Consider the following 14,311-nt stretch of genomic DNA (forward strand, 5'->3'; position numbering starts at 1 on the left):
GGAAGGTGATGCTGTGGGTTACGTTTGCGTTGCTGCGGGGATTTGAAAACGCGCTTCATGCGGCAATCACGGCCTGGTCCCATGCGCCCAGCGCGGCGAACAGCGCGGCCAGTTGTGCTTCGGGGATGGACACGATGCCCGGGATCGCGAGCCATCCCATACCCACGCGATGGTTCGGGTTGCAGTCTTCTTTCACCTCCTCGTAGAAGTGGTCGACGACATCTGCGAGCTTTTCGACGAGATGGATACCGTCTGGCCTGATCTCGATCGCCTTGATGTACTGGGCGCCATCCTGGCGAACGCAAATCCCGGCGATGTAGATCGTCCACCGATGAGGGATGTCGCACAGGGCGTTGGCCACGATCAGTGACAGGATCTGCCTGGCGTTTTTCCAATTGATCATGAGCTGCCGGCCGCTGGGGTCGATATGGATGACGGCGGCATGGTGGGTGCTCAGCAGCGAGCGCAAGCTGCGTTGAACCTGGACCGTACGATTGCAGGGTTTGCGCTTGCTCATATCCCTGCAGCCATCGCTTTGAGCCGCTTGCGCTCAGTCTGCGAAAGTGGCCGCCGCTTACGGTGGAGGACTGTTGCCGGATCGATCCAGTCCCGGCGCGCAGGTCTGGGCTTTGACTGAAAGGATTCGATTACCTGGAAGGAGCCGCCGGGCCGTGTCCAGAAATCATTCAACGCAGCAGCCAGCCGTTCTGACTCGACCTCTTTTTCCTTCACGGTGCTGAGGTTCAGGCTGATCATGCCGCCACCTGCTGCAGGACGACTCCGTCCATGCTGAATGCCGCGCCGTGGATGTGAACGAGGTCATCGAGCGCGCCCCAGTTCACAGTGAGGACAGAGATGGGCGCGCGGCCTTCGTAAACAGCCTTCACCAGCGCTTCCAGATCGGTCACCTGAGCCTCAAGCTTCATAGGCTTCGGCGGCACCTTGGTGGACGGTGCAGCGGAGGTGACGCGCTGCGTCGGTGGCTCGGGCTGCTTGGGTGCTGGGGTATGCGCCGATACCGAGGCTTTGGCTTGCAGTTCAGCTGCCGCACGCTCGTCCGCTTCACGCTGAAGCCGACGGGCCTCTTCCTGGCGGACCTGTTCACGCTGTGCTGCGAGCCGAGCTTCTTCGGCTTTCTGGTGCTCGCTGATGCGGACCTTGATCAGCGGCACCAGATCTTCATTCTCTTTCATGACGATCTGCTGCACGTCGTTGAACAGGAAGACGTAGTCGGCTGCTAACTCGTCCAGACTGTTCAGGTTGGCGCGCATCTTGTCGCCAATTTGGCTCGCGTGAATCTTCGCCCGGGCGAGTTCACTGTCAGCCCCATCGCGGAGGCTGGCGATCGTCTTCTTGCCCTTGATGGCGCCGGCGAAGTCGGCCTCGACTCTCGGCATGCGCGCTTTGCCGCTGAGCGTGTTGTTGATCTGGTCGATGTGAGTCTGCAGTGACTTCGCTGCGGTCATCACGATGTCTTCGCGGATGGCCACCTTTCGTGCCTTGACCAGCTTGTCGAGTTCCAGCCGCTTGGCCCGCGCCTCGCTGCTGATTTCGTCGATCGCGCGAAAGAGCGCGTCGATGCTTTCGGTCTGGCTCAGCGCGTGCTGCTTGGCTGCGGCCAGGCGATCTTCGACCTCGCCGCACCATTTCACGGTCTTTTCGGCGTCGGCGAAATGCTGGTCGGTCTGCAGGTCAGTGTTGATGGACGCGAACACGGCCAGCGAATGGGCCTTGAACTGCTCCAGGTTGCTGGCGGTCACCATGCCGGTGACCTCGATGCGCAAGGCCGGCAGTGCGTCCGGTGTTTTCCCGACCGCCTCGGCAACCGCTTCGACCGGCTCGTAGGCGTCCAGGTCTGCTTCAAACTGCTTCCAGCCAGCGACAAGCTTTGCGGCTCGGCCGGGCACGGGGAAGTACTCCATCGACACGAAATTCTGCTCCGTACCGTCCGAGCATACGAAGATGACTTTTTCGGCGCCGGACACGAGCAGTTGTTGCTCGAGCTGCCAGTAATAATGTGCGTCCAACTCACCGGCGCGAATGTCGGCGGCGAGTTGCTCGTTCCACATTTTGTGCTCGAAGACGATCTCGCCGAGCATGGTGCAGCCATCCAGGGAGGCGAGCAGGTCGCCCTCGGTACCGACCACTGGGAACAGGTCTTCGTCGAGGCGGACCTCGAGGATCGGCCGCGCCAGCGCTTCGGCTTCGTGGCCCTTGTCGAACAGGTATTTCTGAACCCACCAAGAGATATCTCGATCAAGACCGGTCTTCTTGGCGTGCAGCAGCTCGGTGCGCTTCATTTGTTTGGAAGCCCCCATCATCGCCGGCGCTTCCGAGGCCGTGTGATAGTTCGCGCGCAGGGCGTGCCACTCGGGAGAACCCTGGGCGACGTTGTGGATTTTCATGCGGATTCTCCTTCGATGGGCGCAAGGTGGTTGATCTGCTCGATCTGCTGCTCGCTCAGGGTGTATTTGCTGCTGATGGTGGCGATCAGGTGTTCTGGCGAGGACTTGCCCGCGTCGACAGACTTCTGCCACTTGGGCAGGTTCTCGGCGAGCTTGTCATCGGGGTAGGGCGGCAGACCTGCAGGTTCTGCTTCGCGGGGCGGGGAAACGTCACGAACGCGCGGCGCGCGTTCTTCCAGCTCGTCGGGGCTGTAAACGCCGAGGATGACGTCCGGGCAATACAGACGAGACCATCGCTTGGTGGCCAGGTAGGCAAGCTGCTGGCGCGGATCATCCGCCCAAAGGGTGCTGTTACGTGTCCTGGCCTGAGCAAGCAACAGCTCGAGAATTCGCGGCTCGTCTTCGCCGCGGAAGGTCGCCCAGACCTTAACCCCAAGGCCTTCTTCGTCGACCATCCTCCAGCCAGGAACACGGTATTCGCCCTTGTCGCTTTTCTTGATGTCGAACTTGCCGATGACCTTGTCCCAGGCCCCGAACCATTCGTAATGCAGCCGATCCACCACCGGCGCACAGGTGGTGATGACCGCGTTCACCAGCTGGGCTTCGTAACCGAGGACGCCATTCACCAGGTGTGTTTTCTGCGCGACGGCGAAGGGGTTCATCTTCCATTGCATCGACTGCATGACGACGGCCAGGCAGTCGGCGGAATTTCCGTTGAAGTGCTTGGGCAGTGTCGCCCGACCCTGCGCCATGACGTCAGCAAGACGCATCATCTTGTCGAGGCTGTCGCCGTCCAGGACCAGCGCGCTGGTGCTCGTGGCGGCATGCGGCAGAGCATGTAAATGTTGGGGATGCGCCACCGGCGCTACGTTTTGTGCAGACATGACGACTCCTCACGCTCCATACGGGCGCTGCGATTGAACAAGGAGGTTTATTGGGTGATGTGGTCAGCCAAAGCGCTGAGCAGCATCAGAAGGGAGAGGAAAAGGACGGTGCCGACGCTGCCTCTGAGGACGTAAAGCCGGCGCAGCTGTTGGCGCGTCATGTTCGCACCTCATACGCAACGGTCCACTCGCCACATAGGCAAGTCCGCTGGCTCCAGGCATGCACGTTTTCGATCCCGGCGTCATAGGCCAGTGACAGCGCGCCGGTCCATGTGGGGTGAGTAAAAGCGAGGGTGATGCGATTGGGCGGTAGTTCTTGCAGCTGGTCATCGGCCAGCAATTTGACGATCGGTGTGCTCATCAGTCCTCCTTATGCTGAGCAGATCAATTCCATTTGAGCCATTGCGAGACGGAGTCGGTCGGGCAGCGACGCGAGCCGTTTTGCTTCTGCAGCCTTGCAGCGTTCGGTGAATTCATCAGGCCCATCGGCGAACCAGTCGTCTGCCGCGCCTGACGTAGAAGCGGCCGCGGTCATGCGGTTCTCCACCTCCCTGGCTTGCGGGCTGTCCGCGTAAACGCTGGTCATGCACGAAGCCTTCGCTCCGGTGCCGTATGCCGCGCAACCATTCGCCGCCGGCGTTCGCTGTAGCCAGAGTGCTCGTCGCAGCTGATATCGCCTTGGGCGTAGGAAAGCTCGACCGCCATCTGCACGGCAGCAGCGGTCATGTCGGGGCAGGGGGCTGTTGCGTATTCGCCCAGCGCGCGTTCAATGAAGCGCACGGCAGTGGCATGGCGTGACATAAATCCTCCTGGAAAAAATGCTGCGCAGTCCAGCGCTGGAGCGCGGCTGGCTCCAGTGTGAACGGACAGGGTTATGAGCGATGCGATTGGAAAAGGGAGTTACCGGCCGGTTGCCGATACCGACCTCACCCAGCTCGAAGTGGCGTGACCACCGAGCGCTGTTTCTGGATGCGGTTGTAAATTTCCTCCCGATGCACCGATACATCTTGTGGCGCGCTGATCCCTATCCAGACCTGCTGACCTTGAATTTTGGTCACGGTGATCTGGATGTCGTCGTTGATGCGGATGGTTTCGCCAGGACGGCGGGTGAGTACGAGCATCTTGAAGTTCCTTCTGGTGGTGTTTTCCCAATGCAGCCTGTTGCCAAGCTGCATCAGTGAAATCTTTGGCATCACTCACTGCGACAAGCGCGGAGAGGGCGACACTCTCTATCTTGAAACTCAGGTGGTTCGCGACGGCTCCCATGGTGGCGGCCGCCGAAAGTGACTTCTTCGGCCGAGCCCCGCTACTGGCGTCGGCTTGGCCGTTAATCTCATTGTTCTTCCAGCCGCGGGCCTTTCGGGTTGTTCTCCCGCTGGATAACTGTTCTTGGCGCTTTACGCTGCGCACCCGGGGCAGTTGCCACCCCTCTGAATCGTCAAGGCCGATTCATCGCTGCCTTTGAAGCTGGGCCGGTGGTAATCCGGCAAGTGGTGTCGCTAAAGAGCTGCAGGCCTTCTCAAGCCCTCCTGATTCACAGTGGCGTCTCGATGGATTAAGAATATGCATCGACGCATTTATTGTCAATGCACGAATGCAAAATATAATGCATGGATATGCTGGGCAGCATAATGACTTTCCGTAAGGCAAAAAAAACCCGCTCAGTGGCGGGTCTTATTGGCGCTCGGAGGATCTACCTGATATCCATCTCTGCCTGAAGCCGATTGGCAGCTTGCTCGAATGCGGCCTCCTCGCGACTGTCCGTCGCCCAGTCATGGGGAGTGCTCAGCCAATCCATGTAACTCATCCATTTAGCGTAAGCGTCGAGCGTGACATCTCGAAGATCCGGATGATCTTCAATTTCCGCTTTAATAAGCGGCTTCATTTTCGGCTTTTCGTCATCCACGCAGGCCTTGGCTTCAGCGTATGCCTGCTGTAGAGCTGCCTGATATTTCTTGCTACTGGTTCCGTGGTCTCGGCCCACCAGGAAAGCCGATGTTGCCCCGCTTGACCCCGTAATCGCACACTTCGCAGCCGACCCGCGCAGATTCACGAGAAAGCTTTTTGCCGAATCATCAGCGCAAGCAGGAAAAATAATCAGTCCTAGCAAAACGATTATGATTGCCCTCATTTCAGGCGTTCCCCACCACAGCCTTGCAGTGCTTACAGGCAGTGGCCTGTTTCTTTATGCGTTCGGCGCAAGCTGGGCGTTTTTTGACAGAAGCTCGCCACACGAACACCCCTATGATCGCCAGCGGCAGCCCGATGATCATGAGCAATCCAGATTCAATCGCCTTGTGCGAGCCGCTCAAAGCCGTTTGTGCCTCAAAGAAGCCAAGCGCAAAGCTGGAAGCACCAAGCGCCATCAAAATTTTCCCGAGCATTTCTAACCTCCTTGTGATTGACGCAAAATTTTACCATGCAGGCTGGCTGCCTTCAGGCGCAAAAAAGCCCGCTCATTGGCGGGCTTCTCATGGGTTTGCCAGATCACATAGGCCAGCCCCTGACATTGGCGGCCAAAGCGAATATCTCAGTCATGGTTGGGATGCATGCATCAGTCCGGAAGAGTTGCGTCCGATCGCTACTGAGCAATACAGACTGCCCGTTGCTGTGCGTCAGCCTGAAAAGAATGCGCTTCGGGCCGAACACTTCATGTTCCACGGTAAATGGAAGCTCGCTTACAGCCCTTGAAACAAGAGACTGGATTACTGGTTCCTGGCTCATATCAGTTGCTCGTCTTGGTTTGGAGGCAATGAGGCTATGTGACTGGAAGTCCCTGGCAACACCAAAACGCGAAATAATCGAATAAATATCGCAGGAGCGAGGCGCGCTGATTTCAGCTAGGAAGGGCTGTGTAGACGGCCTTAAGAAGCATTGACTGTAGGAGCGGAAAGGGCAGATACGAAAAGCCCGGCGCTGGGCCGGGCTATCGGATATGGTAGAAAACCTTACCCCTGATCAGCAGATCGTCAACCTGTGCATCAGGAAGGATGGTGTCGATCACGTTTCGTCCCTGAATGAATTATTGCATTAAGCACGACCCACCAAGCCAGCACCGACCTCGTCCACCTAGCGTCTACTATCTTGCCAGCGATCAGACGAGGACGGAGTACCAGAACACCTTGCCAAGTATGACGAGCTCGTCCTGGAGCATTTCCTGCTCGGTATATTCCTCGTCTGGGTGCTCTTCGCGGTTATAGCTGCGCAATCTAATGCCACCCTTGGGCATCCGATACAGCATCTTCACGCGAAGCTGCCCGCCATGGTTAAGGGCGTACATCTTGCCGTCAACGATGGCAGTTGCGCCTTGATCAACCCCCACGGTGCTGCCGTTCGGCAATACCGGCTCCATGCTATTTCCGCTTACTGTGACGCCCACGGCCTCACTAGGCTGAACGTTCTGACGCCGGAGCGTCATCTTTCCGAAACGAAGTTTTTGCTTATGGGACTGCTGGACAACGGTTCGCCCGCTTCCTGGTGACAGCTCCACTTCCTTGAGGAAAGGCACATACACCTCATCATCATCCAAAAGCGTGACGTCATCCCTGACATCAAACGGCCCAGGGATTTCTGCATTTGATTCGCTTCTTTGATCTGCCTTTGAGGGCGCATCCAAATCTACTCGGCCGCGCAGCTGATCCGTACTGACACGGAAATATTCAGCGATCTTGGAGATGTGCTTGTCCGCAGGGTCCGCGATTTTCTCGCTGAGGATCCTGGAGATAGTTGATTGGGGCACCCCTGTCCGTCGGTGAAGCTCGGTTGGCGAGATTCCCTGACGATCCAAGAGCTCTTTTAAGACTTTAGGAACAGTGCGTTTGTGCATAGGCGAGATAATGAATCGCGCTGCCGCATATCGCAAATGCTGTTCCGCAATTGCGCCAATGCATTTATGCATATATTATTGCTCCATCAACAGAGGAAATCCTTCCATGACAAAAGTTAGCCACCAGCAAAAAGTGGAAGCGATCCGGGCTTCCGGGCTTTCCTACGCCGAAATCGCAGAACGCTGCAGCGTCGACACCTCGACGATCTTCCGCATTCGCCAGGGCACGATTGCTGACCCTCGTTACTCCGTAGGTCTCGCGATCGACGATTTGTATTGCTCGACTCAGCGGAAGAAGGCCCGCCAAGCGGCGTAATCATCAGCCGCGCTTTCGTGCTGAGCGAAATTGTTGTCAGCTCAAAGCCGCGAAGAGCCTCACGACTCAACTGATCACATAACTGACTGGCCTTCTGCTCGAACGCAGGCCAGAGCCTCATGTGAGACGACACGGGAAGGGTGGATGCCAAGGCACCCATAAAGCCACGAAGGGCGGTTGTCTCGCCTTGCAATTCGGAAGAGTCGGTCATGGATGCGTCCTTGATCGGTCACAGCGAATTTGCGAGAACCCAGAATACGACTGAGAGAGCCCCATGGAAACGTCCAGTCCAAGACAAGCAGTTCAGACCAGAGACCAGGTGCTGATTGCTCACGCGCAGAATCAAATCGCCCGGACCAGCATGAGCCAAGACGATTTTGCCCAAGCGCTCTGCCGCCAGTTGCATTCGTCCTGCGCGGGGAAGGCGATCGCCAAAGACGTACCCGATCTCGACGCCCTGAATCAAACCAATGACGTAAGCGCCTTTTTGAAAGCGACGGGGCGTTGGCTTAAGCGTGTGCAGCGCTGGCTCGCTGCTGAGAGCGACCTTCCTACGTGGCTAGAGGAGGCTTGGGTGGATGCACTTGATCCGGAGTACCGCGACCACTGCATCAATGAGCTTGCCAGCCGTCACGGGCTCATTGGTGCTCGCCATCTGGGGAACGACGTATGCGCAAACAGGAGCTTCGGCGCGCTTATTCGGGCGCTGGGCGATGTTATCGACACCGGTAGCGAAGTGTTCGATGACCAAGTGATGTGTGAGCAGGACCTTCCGCACCTGCCGGCGTTTGCCGAGCAGTGCCGTCAGGTCGAGGCGCGTGCGGGTGAGCTGGGACGTAAGGCCGAGCAGCTGATGAGTTCCAGCCGATTGAGAGCGGTTTCCTGAAATCCAGACATAAAAAAACCACCGGCCAGGGTGGTTTCTTCAATTCGCTACAACGGGGGAAATGATGACCAACGTTTTCGCATTTGACAAGTCCCGAGGGTTCACCCGAATGGACAACGAGCTGATGGATGCCCTGATGGCGATCGACCTGGCCGGTCGCGAACTGAAGGTCGCGCTGTTCATCGCCAAAGCCACCATCAACTTCCAGGCGGGTGCGCTGCGCATCAAAGCGGTAGAGGTCGCCAAGGCCACAAACTTGCACCCTGATGTCGCCTCCAGGGCGATCAGCCGTTTGCTCAAGCGCCGGGTTATTTACCGTGAGGGCGGATCGCGCGGCGATATCGGTATTTGCGACCCGAAAGAGTGGGTTTTTGTCGAACGTCCGAGTCGGACCATCCGGTCTGACTCGGATCAAACGGGCCGAGTCGTACCTTTCGCGAGTCAGACCAAAACCGACGACTCCCATCTCTATTCCAAGAAACAAACCCCCAAAGTAACTCTTCCTTCGGAAGAGGTTACTTACCCCCCACGGCAGCCAGCCGCAGCAAAACCCGAGCGCAAGAAACCCTTCGGCAAGCGCGACATGCTCGCCAACAATCCGCTCCAGATCCCCGAACCGTTGCTGGACGACTACCTGGCGTTGCGCAAGGCGAAGAGGGCGCCGATCACTGCTCGGATCTGGTCGACCCTGACCGCGAAGCTTGAGCGCTGCAAGGCGTTTGGGATTTCCGCGGAGCAGGCGCTGAGCATCGCCGTCGACAGCGGCTGGCAAGGTTTTGAAGTGGAATGGATCACCCGCCGCTTCGCCAGCCACGCGAGCCAAGCCAACCACACGCCGTCGCGCCATACCGGCCTGGCTCACATCGATCACACCGCCAACCTTGGGGAGATGAACGCCGATGGCTCGTATCGCATCTGAGGTCGTGAGCCTGGTCGGGACGCTGGGTCAGGTGCTCAAGTCCGAGCGACGAACCTGTCCCGTGCACGGCGATTACACCGATCACCTGACCGGCCTGGGAAGATCCCGGGCGGCATCCTGGAAGGGCTGCAGTCACTGCAGCGAGGACAAGCGCGCTGAAGACACGCGGATCGAGCAGCAGGCGATGTTGCGCGACAACGTGCGCCGGTCAATCGAAGGGCGGGTCGGCCGCGCGTGCATCCCGCGTCGCTTCGCTGACCGCTCATTGGAGGGATATCGCACCGGTGGGGAAGGGCAAGCCCGCGCACTGAACATCTGCTCAGACTATGCCGTGAATTTCCCGGCACACGCCCGAATGGGGCGGAGCCTGATGCTGCTCGGGACTGTCGGTACCGGCAAGACCCATCTGGCGGCAGCCATTGGCAATTACATCATGCGTCAGTTCGGCCTGGCGGCCTTGTACGTCACCGCCAGCTCAGTTGTTCGACACGTGAAGGCAACCTTCAGCAATGACAGCTCGCACACCGAAGTGCAGGCCTACAAGCTGTTCGAGGCCCCGGATCTGCTGATTCTCGACGAAGTCGGTGTGCAAAACGTGACCGAGTTCGAGCGGACCGTGATGTTCGAAGTGATCAACTCCCGTTACGAGGCGATGAAGCCCACGATCGTGGTTTCTAACCGCAGCAAAGAAGAGCTGCCCACGTTCATGGGGGACCGGGTCGTAGACCGTCTGCGTGAGAACGGCGGGAAGCTTGTGTTGTTCACTTGGGAATCTGCGCGAGGGACGGAGGGCGGCCATGACTGAAATCGTCATGCGAGGTCTTGACGATACCTGCCGGCTGATGGGCGTCCTCCACGGAACGGATTTCTCGAAGCCGAAGAAGATTGTCATCGAGGATCTGGATCGCAGTTCTGACCAGAACCGCGCGTTGCACGCGATGCTCACCGACATTGCCCGGCAGGTCGACCACGCGGGCAGGAAGTGGGACGTCCTGATCTGGAAGCGCCTGCTGACAGCCGCCTGGCTTCGGGAGTCAGGTGAGCAGCCGCAGATGATTCCCGCAGTCGATGGTAATGGTTTTGACGTGATCTACGAGCGCACCAGCAAGCTAGGCGTCAAGCAGTGCGCCGAGCTGATCGAGTGGGTTGCTGCGTTCGGCGCCGAGCACCAGGTGCGGTGGACGCAGAAGGACCGTTGGGGCGGGCGCTATGACTGAGCTCACAAAGGCCCTCGCCAGAACCTCGGGCACCACGCTCGAGCACGGTTATCACTCCCAGCCACTTGTGATGCAGCTCGGGCGTTGGCTGTGATGGGTGAGGCAGTGACAAATTCGCCTCCGGCACGCCGCCAGAAACGCTGCATCAATCCGGCGTGCGCGGTTCAATTCGTCCCCCAACGTCTTGGCCAGAAAGTCTGCAGCTACCAGTGCGGCCTGGCCATCGCCCCAGCCAATCAGGAGAAGGTGCGCAAGGCGCTGGATCAGATCGAGCGCCAGGAGATCAAGGTTCGCAAGGATAAGCTGAAGTCGGTTTGCGAGTTCACGAAAGAGGCTCAGATCGAATTTAACCGGTTCATCCGCGAGCGGGACAAGGAGCTGCCGTGCATTTGCTGCGGCAGCTACGGCACCGATGACGCCTGGCTTACCGGCGGCAAGTGGGATGCAGGGCACTTCCTCAGTCGCGGCGCCTATCCCGAGCTCCGGTTCGATGAGGACAACTGCCACAAGCAGCTGAAGACCTGCAACGGCGGGTCAGGCAAATACGCTGCCAAGGGCAGGACGGTCGCGCAGGGCTACCGAGAACGCTTGATTGTGAAAATTGGTCAGGCGCGTGTCGATCGGCTGGAAGGCCCGAATGAGCCCAAGCGCTACACCATCGAAGATTTGAAGGCGATCAAGGCCCTGTACCGGGCCAAGACCAGACAGCTGAAGGGCAGAGCAGCATGACCTATCGCAACGTAGTATCAGCAGTGGTGCGGGCTCTCGCAGCCGAGACAATCAATAGTGCCGGGGGCTGTGACTTCGAGCCAAAGATTCAAGGCGCACGGCAAAGCGGTGAGGTCGTGGGCAAGGAGGCTGCCTTTCTCGTCGACTGCATGGTGTTCAGCCGGCTGCATAAGAACCTGGCCCCGGCGCACTGGCGAATACTCGTTGCGAAATATTCGACTCACACCGATCGCAAGCATGCGGCGATTGCTGAGATCACCCGGTCATATCAATCTTCGGCGCCTGACCGGTTCCGTCACTGCGCGATCGTTACGTGGGCAATGCCCAAACTTGCAGGCGTGGAGGGCAAGCGCAGTACAAACGTCTTGCCGGCGGCATGGTACGAGATGGACAACTGGACTGATGATCCCCATCCGATCAAGACCCAGGAGCGCTGGCGGCGGGATATCCGCAGGGCGCTAGAGACTTGTGTGGACCATGCATTGACCGAGGCGCAGCACATTCTGGAGGGTGAGGACCTGTTGGTGCCAGATGTCGCTTGACCGTGAATGAGCCAATGAGCCAATATATATCCATCCTGTCATTCCTGCGTGTGTAGGAGTGCGTCGTAAGCCTCGCCAGAGAAATCTGCCGGGGCTTCGTCATATCTGGCTATTGGAGGCTGATATGTCGAGAGCTCAACGACGACACGATACGCGCCGCATCAAATCGAAATTCCACGAAGTCATGAAGACGAAGACGTGGGATGCCACCGCAAGGTCCGCTGGCATATTCGCCAACCATGGCAAGGTTTGCTCCTGCTGGATGTGCGGAAATCCGCGCAGGCAAGGGGAGCTGACGCTCCAGGAGCAGAGAGCGGCATCCGTGGATGAGGTGTGACTACCCTGTCACGGTTCATCAGCTCTTTGGTTATTGGACTGGGTCATCTATTAGTGCCCGTCATCGGAGTCGCACATGGAGTTCTTTCACCGCCTGCTCGATAAGCTTGATTGGCTGATCGCGGGGCTGGTTGGGGCCATCGTTGCGAGCTGGTGGCACAAGGATGACCTCAAAGACATCTGGTCGTGGGTGATCTTTCTCGTTACCGGTATCGCGTGCGCGTTCTATCTGACCGGCATTGTGTGTGACCGTCTGGACGTTGCCGATCCGAGCGATGTGGCTGGGGTCGGCTTTCTACTCGGCGCCTTCGGCGGATCGCTCATGGCGGCTATAAACCGCACCATCAGGGCTGCCGATCTCTGGGCGCTGATTCGCCAGCGGTTCGGGGGAGGTAATCCACCATGAGCGTTCAGCTGATCAACTCCATCGCCTGTGGTCTGATCGCGTTTTGGGCTACCTGGTGCGTGCTGAGCGGAAGGGTTCGAGACGGGATTGTTGGCAAGTTGATCTATTCGGCCATCGCCGTCAGCGCCTTTGCCGTGATGAGCTGCAGCCAGGGCATTCATCTTGGATTGAACAATGCTGGGCTTACGCTGCATGTGTCCCTGGGGCTGGCAGGGGTCAGGCACATGTTCGTGGTCGCATACTGGCCCAAGGTGAAGCGCTGGATCTGCTTGAAGTTGAAGTGCGAGCAGTGCCTTCGCGATCCGCGCCTTGGCACAGAGCTTGGGGAAGTGGATCGAGTGCGTCGATCCGGCTGATCGGTTTCACCATTTGGGTGGGCACTATCTATGTAAACGCGTGGTATCCGAGATCGCCAATCGCGAGGCCTCATGGCCGGATATCTGATTATGCGCCAATTTTCAATGAGCCGTGGAAGGTCCCCAACGAGCGTTGTAGGCGTGTTGGGGCATAGGAGAAAGGATCAGCCTGGCGTGCTAGAAGGCCACACCAGATAACAGAGCGTATTTGAAACCGGTTTTGCCGATTCTGTTATGGGTCATCAAGCCCCAATGAATAGGCAAACCGTGTTCCTCGAGTTTGGTTTCGATGATGCCTCTAATGTCGTCTTGAGCATCAGCCTGGAATATTCCCAGCGCCCAATATGACCGTAAGTCGACTTCCGACTTCCTGATCCTCCGTACCTTGGCCAAGTCTATAATCATGTTGGACATGCAGCTACCAAGTTGACTGTGCTGTTTAATCTCAAGAGCCATGTACCTATCCACGGCTGCTCCTTTTTTTCTTATGAGAAAATCGGGCTTCAAATACCAGCTGTTTTTTTCCCTGCGGTAATCGAACTCAAAGCGGACTTCTCTTTTCCACTCCGGCTCGTCGGGATGCTCTGCAAGGAATCGAGCAAACTCCACTTGCAGCCATATTTCCCAGCCTGTTATTTCATTCGCTCGGATCACGCTCAGCGCAGATCTTATCGTCCGCCTTCCAAGAAACTGCTCAATCAGCGACCTGATGTGCTGAAAGTCGTCGTAGGGTCGTTCCATCCTGGTTCCTTGCTCATTTACTGCCTCGGCGCGCGGCTTAAGGGGCGAGATATTCATTCAAGCGAGAGTTGTCGGCAAGCTTTCCGACTGCTGGCTTCGAATCTGAAGGTTCGATCAGATGATACGACCCAAATCACCTGATTTTTTAGTCGAATTTGATGCGTCGCCTCTTCACTGCCTCCGAGTTGAGCCGGCTCCTGCCGTATGGGATTGGATACAAACGGCCATCGTCAGTGAAGTAGGCAACATCCACAACCCAGACTACGCCCACCTGATCGACGCCGACATCGCAGTAATGTGGGCTTCATCCAGCTTCGAGAAGGCCGGTCGCCAGGTCTTGGGGCAGGCCGAGCAGGTGGCCTTTCGCGCAGGCGGTTGGCAGAAGGCACGGATGGAGCAGCAGATGCTCGATTGGTTTGGGCGTGTACCAACCTTCATCATCACCCTGGCTGCCGACTATTGCTCGAACTGCAGCGATGTCGAATTCTGCGCGCTCGTCGAGCACGAGCTGTATCACCTGGCTCACGGCACGGACAAATACGGTCAGCCTGCCTTCACGAAGGAAGGCACTCCGAAGCTCAAGCTGCAAAGCCACGATGTCGAAGAGTTCGTCGGCGTCGTCCGCCGCTATGGGGCGAGCGCCGAAGTTCAGGCCATGGTGGACGCTGCAAATAAACCCGCTGAGGTGGGGACATTGAACATTTCGAGGGCGTGCGGAACCTGTCTACTCAAGTCTGCCTGACCCCTG

Annotated in this window: 23 protein-coding genes; 11 read left to right on the forward strand and 12 right to left on the reverse strand. The window is 58.0% G+C overall.

All coding sequences use genetic code 11. The annotated features are described in order from the left end of the window. Positions 1-55: 55 nt before the first annotated feature. From ACI2KS_RS10520 to csrA, 8 genes are all read right to left on the reverse strand, one after another. Entirely contained in the window at positions 56-517 is a 462-nt protein-coding gene (locus ACI2KS_RS10520) for a hypothetical protein (RefSeq protein ID WP_404619808.1), read from the reverse strand. After that, entirely contained in the window at positions 514-756 is a 243-nt protein-coding gene (locus tag ACI2KS_RS10525) for a hypothetical protein (RefSeq protein WP_404619810.1), read from the reverse strand. The genes ACI2KS_RS10520 and ACI2KS_RS10525 overlap by 4 nt, the downstream gene beginning before the upstream one ends. Then, positions 753-2,405, reverse strand: coding sequence for a YqaJ viral recombinase family protein (locus ACI2KS_RS10530; protein ID WP_404619812.1), 1,653 nt, complete (start codon positions 2,403-2,405; stop codon positions 753-755). The genes ACI2KS_RS10525 and ACI2KS_RS10530 overlap by 4 nt, the downstream gene beginning before the upstream one ends. Further along, complete coding sequence (gene recT, locus ACI2KS_RS10535; protein ID WP_404619814.1) at positions 2,402-3,289, reverse strand: recombinase RecT; 888 nt, start codon at positions 3,287-3,289, stop codon at positions 2,402-2,404. The genes ACI2KS_RS10530 and recT overlap by 4 nt, the downstream gene beginning before the upstream one ends. A 157-nt stretch (positions 3,290-3,446) precedes the next feature. After that, entirely contained in the window at positions 3,447-3,650 is a 204-nt protein-coding gene (locus ACI2KS_RS10540; protein WP_404619816.1) for a hypothetical protein, read from the reverse strand. 9 nt (positions 3,651-3,659) lie between these two features. Beyond that, positions 3,660-3,875, reverse strand: coding sequence for a hypothetical protein (locus ACI2KS_RS10545; RefSeq protein ID WP_404619818.1), 216 nt, complete (start codon positions 3,873-3,875; stop codon positions 3,660-3,662). Then, complete coding sequence (locus ACI2KS_RS10550; RefSeq protein WP_404619820.1) at positions 3,872-4,090, reverse strand: hypothetical protein; 219 nt, start codon at positions 4,088-4,090, stop codon at positions 3,872-3,874. Before ACI2KS_RS10550 ends, ACI2KS_RS10545 begins: the two co-directional genes overlap by 4 nt. Positions 4,091-4,215: 125 nt before the next feature. Next, positions 4,216-4,410 carry a carbon storage regulator CsrA gene (gene csrA / locus ACI2KS_RS10555; RefSeq protein ID WP_404619822.1) on the reverse strand — a complete coding sequence of 65 codons (195 nt, stop codon included), beginning with the start codon at positions 4,408-4,410 and terminating at the stop codon, positions 4,216-4,218. Between csrA and ACI2KS_RS10560 the strand changes: the two genes are divergently transcribed. Next, a complete protein-coding gene (locus ACI2KS_RS10560) occupies positions 4,397-4,576 on the forward strand; it encodes a hypothetical protein (protein WP_404619824.1) in 180 nt (59 codons plus the stop codon). The two genes, csrA and ACI2KS_RS10560, sit on opposite strands and share 14 nt — an antisense overlap. A 406-nt stretch (positions 4,577-4,982) precedes the next feature. On the opposite strand, the gene ACI2KS_RS10565 is transcribed toward ACI2KS_RS10560, so the two are convergent. The 3 genes from ACI2KS_RS10565 to ACI2KS_RS10575 all read right to left on the reverse strand — a co-directional run bounded on the left by ACI2KS_RS10565 (position 4,983) and on the right by ACI2KS_RS10575 (position 7,115). After that, the gene (locus tag ACI2KS_RS10565) at positions 4,983-5,420 is read right to left on the reverse strand and encodes a hypothetical protein (RefSeq protein ID WP_404619826.1); all 438 of its coding nucleotides are present in this window, start codon (positions 5,418-5,420) and stop codon (positions 4,983-4,985) included. A gap of 1 nt (position 5,421) precedes the next feature. Beyond that, positions 5,422-5,673, reverse strand: a complete 252-nt coding sequence (locus tag ACI2KS_RS10570; RefSeq protein ID WP_404619828.1) for a hypothetical protein — start codon at positions 5,671-5,673, stop codon at positions 5,422-5,424. 710 nt (positions 5,674-6,383) lie between these two features. Continuing rightward, positions 6,384-7,115: a helix-turn-helix transcriptional regulator gene (locus tag ACI2KS_RS10575; protein ID WP_404620688.1), complete on the reverse strand. Its 732-nt coding sequence runs from the start codon at positions 7,113-7,115 to the stop codon at positions 6,384-6,386. Positions 7,116-7,221: 106 nt separating this feature from the next. Between ACI2KS_RS10575 and ACI2KS_RS10580 the strand changes: the two genes are divergently transcribed. The 9 genes from ACI2KS_RS10580 to ACI2KS_RS10620 all read left to right on the forward strand — a co-directional run bounded on the left by ACI2KS_RS10580 (position 7,222) and on the right by ACI2KS_RS10620 (position 12,822). Then, a complete protein-coding gene (locus tag ACI2KS_RS10580; protein WP_404619830.1) occupies positions 7,222-7,431 on the forward strand; it encodes a helix-turn-helix domain-containing protein in 210 nt (69 codons plus the stop codon). Positions 7,432-7,705: 274 nt separating this feature from the next. Further along, positions 7,706-8,317: a hypothetical protein gene (locus ACI2KS_RS10585; protein ID WP_404619832.1), complete on the forward strand. Its 612-nt coding sequence runs from the start codon at positions 7,706-7,708 to the stop codon at positions 8,315-8,317. A gap of 64 nt (positions 8,318-8,381) precedes the next feature. After that, entirely contained in the window at positions 8,382-9,236 is an 855-nt protein-coding gene (locus ACI2KS_RS10590; RefSeq protein WP_404619834.1) for a replication protein, read from the forward strand. Then, entirely contained in the window at positions 9,217-10,041 is an 825-nt protein-coding gene (locus ACI2KS_RS10595; protein WP_404619836.1) for an ATP-binding protein, read from the forward strand. The genes ACI2KS_RS10590 and ACI2KS_RS10595 overlap by 20 nt, the downstream gene beginning before the upstream one ends. Then, entirely contained in the window at positions 10,034-10,453 is a 420-nt protein-coding gene (locus ACI2KS_RS10600; protein ID WP_404619838.1) for a recombination protein NinB, read from the forward strand. The genes ACI2KS_RS10595 and ACI2KS_RS10600 overlap by 8 nt, the downstream gene beginning before the upstream one ends. A 93-nt stretch (positions 10,454-10,546) precedes the next feature. Continuing rightward, positions 10,547-11,182: a recombination protein NinG gene (locus ACI2KS_RS10605; protein WP_404619840.1), complete on the forward strand. Its 636-nt coding sequence runs from the start codon at positions 10,547-10,549 to the stop codon at positions 11,180-11,182. Continuing rightward, positions 11,179-11,724, forward strand: a complete 546-nt coding sequence (locus ACI2KS_RS10610; RefSeq protein WP_404619842.1) for a hypothetical protein — start codon at positions 11,179-11,181, stop codon at positions 11,722-11,724. Before ACI2KS_RS10605 ends, ACI2KS_RS10610 begins: the two co-directional genes overlap by 4 nt. A 412-nt stretch (positions 11,725-12,136) precedes the next feature. Next, entirely contained in the window at positions 12,137-12,466 is a 330-nt protein-coding gene (locus ACI2KS_RS10615) for an MFS transporter (RefSeq protein ID WP_404619843.1), read from the forward strand. Next, positions 12,463-12,822, forward strand: coding sequence for a hypothetical protein (locus ACI2KS_RS10620; RefSeq protein WP_404619845.1), 360 nt, complete (start codon positions 12,463-12,465; stop codon positions 12,820-12,822). The genes ACI2KS_RS10615 and ACI2KS_RS10620 overlap by 4 nt, the downstream gene beginning before the upstream one ends. Positions 12,823-12,999: 177 nt before the next feature. On the opposite strand, the gene ACI2KS_RS10625 is transcribed toward ACI2KS_RS10620, so the two are convergent. Beyond that, a complete protein-coding gene (locus ACI2KS_RS10625) occupies positions 13,000-13,563 on the reverse strand; it encodes a hypothetical protein (protein WP_404619846.1) in 564 nt (187 codons plus the stop codon). 118 nt (positions 13,564-13,681) lie between these two features. Between ACI2KS_RS10625 and ACI2KS_RS10630 the strand changes: the two genes are divergently transcribed. Then, positions 13,682-14,305 (forward strand): putative metallopeptidase, encoded by a 624-nt coding sequence (locus tag ACI2KS_RS10630; protein ID WP_404619848.1) that lies wholly within the window; start codon positions 13,682-13,684, stop codon positions 14,303-14,305. Positions 14,306-14,311: the final 6 nt, after the last annotated feature.

This window comes from Pseudomonas sp. NPDC087358, from assembly GCF_044900785.1.
Taxonomy (GTDB): Bacteria; Pseudomonadota; Gammaproteobacteria; order Pseudomonadales; family Pseudomonadaceae; genus Aquipseudomonas.

Coding starts and splice junctions, on each gene's coding strand:
- ACI2KS_RS10615 (WP_404619843.1), top strand. CDS start 12,137: ATGGAGTTCTTTCACCGCCTGCTCGATAAGCTTGATTGGCTGATCGCG.
- ACI2KS_RS10590 (WP_404619834.1), top strand. CDS start 8,382: ATGACCAACGTTTTCGCATTTGACAAGTCCCGAGGGTTCACCCGAATG.
- ACI2KS_RS10570 (WP_404619828.1), bottom strand. CDS start 5,673: ATGCTCGGGAAAATTTTGATGGCGCTTGGTGCTTCCAGCTTTGCGCTT.
- ACI2KS_RS10620 (WP_404619845.1), top strand. CDS start 12,463: ATGAGCGTTCAGCTGATCAACTCCATCGCCTGTGGTCTGATCGCGTTT.
- ACI2KS_RS10520 (WP_404619808.1), bottom strand. CDS start 517: ATGAGCAAGCGCAAACCCTGCAATCGTACGGTCCAGGTTCAACGCAGC.
- ACI2KS_RS10595 (WP_404619836.1), top strand. CDS start 9,217: ATGGCTCGTATCGCATCTGAGGTCGTGAGCCTGGTCGGGACGCTGGGT.
- ACI2KS_RS10585 (WP_404619832.1), top strand. CDS start 7,706: ATGGAAACGTCCAGTCCAAGACAAGCAGTTCAGACCAGAGACCAGGTG.
- ACI2KS_RS10610 (WP_404619842.1), top strand. CDS start 11,179: ATGACCTATCGCAACGTAGTATCAGCAGTGGTGCGGGCTCTCGCAGCC.
- ACI2KS_RS10600 (WP_404619838.1), top strand. CDS start 10,034: ATGACTGAAATCGTCATGCGAGGTCTTGACGATACCTGCCGGCTGATG.
- ACI2KS_RS10530 (WP_404619812.1), bottom strand. CDS start 2,405: ATGAAAATCCACAACGTCGCCCAGGGTTCTCCCGAGTGGCACGCCCTG.
- ACI2KS_RS10525 (WP_404619810.1), bottom strand. CDS start 756: ATGATCAGCCTGAACCTCAGCACCGTGAAGGAAAAAGAGGTCGAGTCA.
- csrA (WP_404619822.1), bottom strand. CDS start 4,410: ATGCTCGTACTCACCCGCCGTCCTGGCGAAACCATCCGCATCAACGAC.
- ACI2KS_RS10540 (WP_404619816.1), bottom strand. CDS start 3,650: ATGAGCACACCGATCGTCAAATTGCTGGCCGATGACCAGCTGCAAGAA.
- ACI2KS_RS10630 (WP_404619848.1), top strand. CDS start 13,682: ATGATACGACCCAAATCACCTGATTTTTTAGTCGAATTTGATGCGTCG.
- ACI2KS_RS10565 (WP_404619826.1), bottom strand. CDS start 5,420: ATGAGGGCAATCATAATCGTTTTGCTAGGACTGATTATTTTTCCTGCT.
- ACI2KS_RS10625 (WP_404619846.1), bottom strand. CDS start 13,563: ATGGAACGACCCTACGACGACTTTCAGCACATCAGGTCGCTGATTGAG.
- recT (WP_404619814.1), bottom strand. CDS start 3,289: ATGTCTGCACAAAACGTAGCGCCGGTGGCGCATCCCCAACATTTACAT.
- ACI2KS_RS10605 (WP_404619840.1), top strand. CDS start 10,547: ATGGGTGAGGCAGTGACAAATTCGCCTCCGGCACGCCGCCAGAAACGC.
- ACI2KS_RS10545 (WP_404619818.1), bottom strand. CDS start 3,875: ATGACCAGCGTTTACGCGGACAGCCCGCAAGCCAGGGAGGTGGAGAAC.
- ACI2KS_RS10580 (WP_404619830.1), top strand. CDS start 7,222: ATGACAAAAGTTAGCCACCAGCAAAAAGTGGAAGCGATCCGGGCTTCC.
- ACI2KS_RS10575 (WP_404620688.1), bottom strand. CDS start 7,115: ATGCACAAACGCACTGTTCCTAAAGTCTTAAAAGAGCTCTTGGATCGT.
- ACI2KS_RS10550 (WP_404619820.1), bottom strand. CDS start 4,090: ATGTCACGCCATGCCACTGCCGTGCGCTTCATTGAACGCGCGCTGGGC.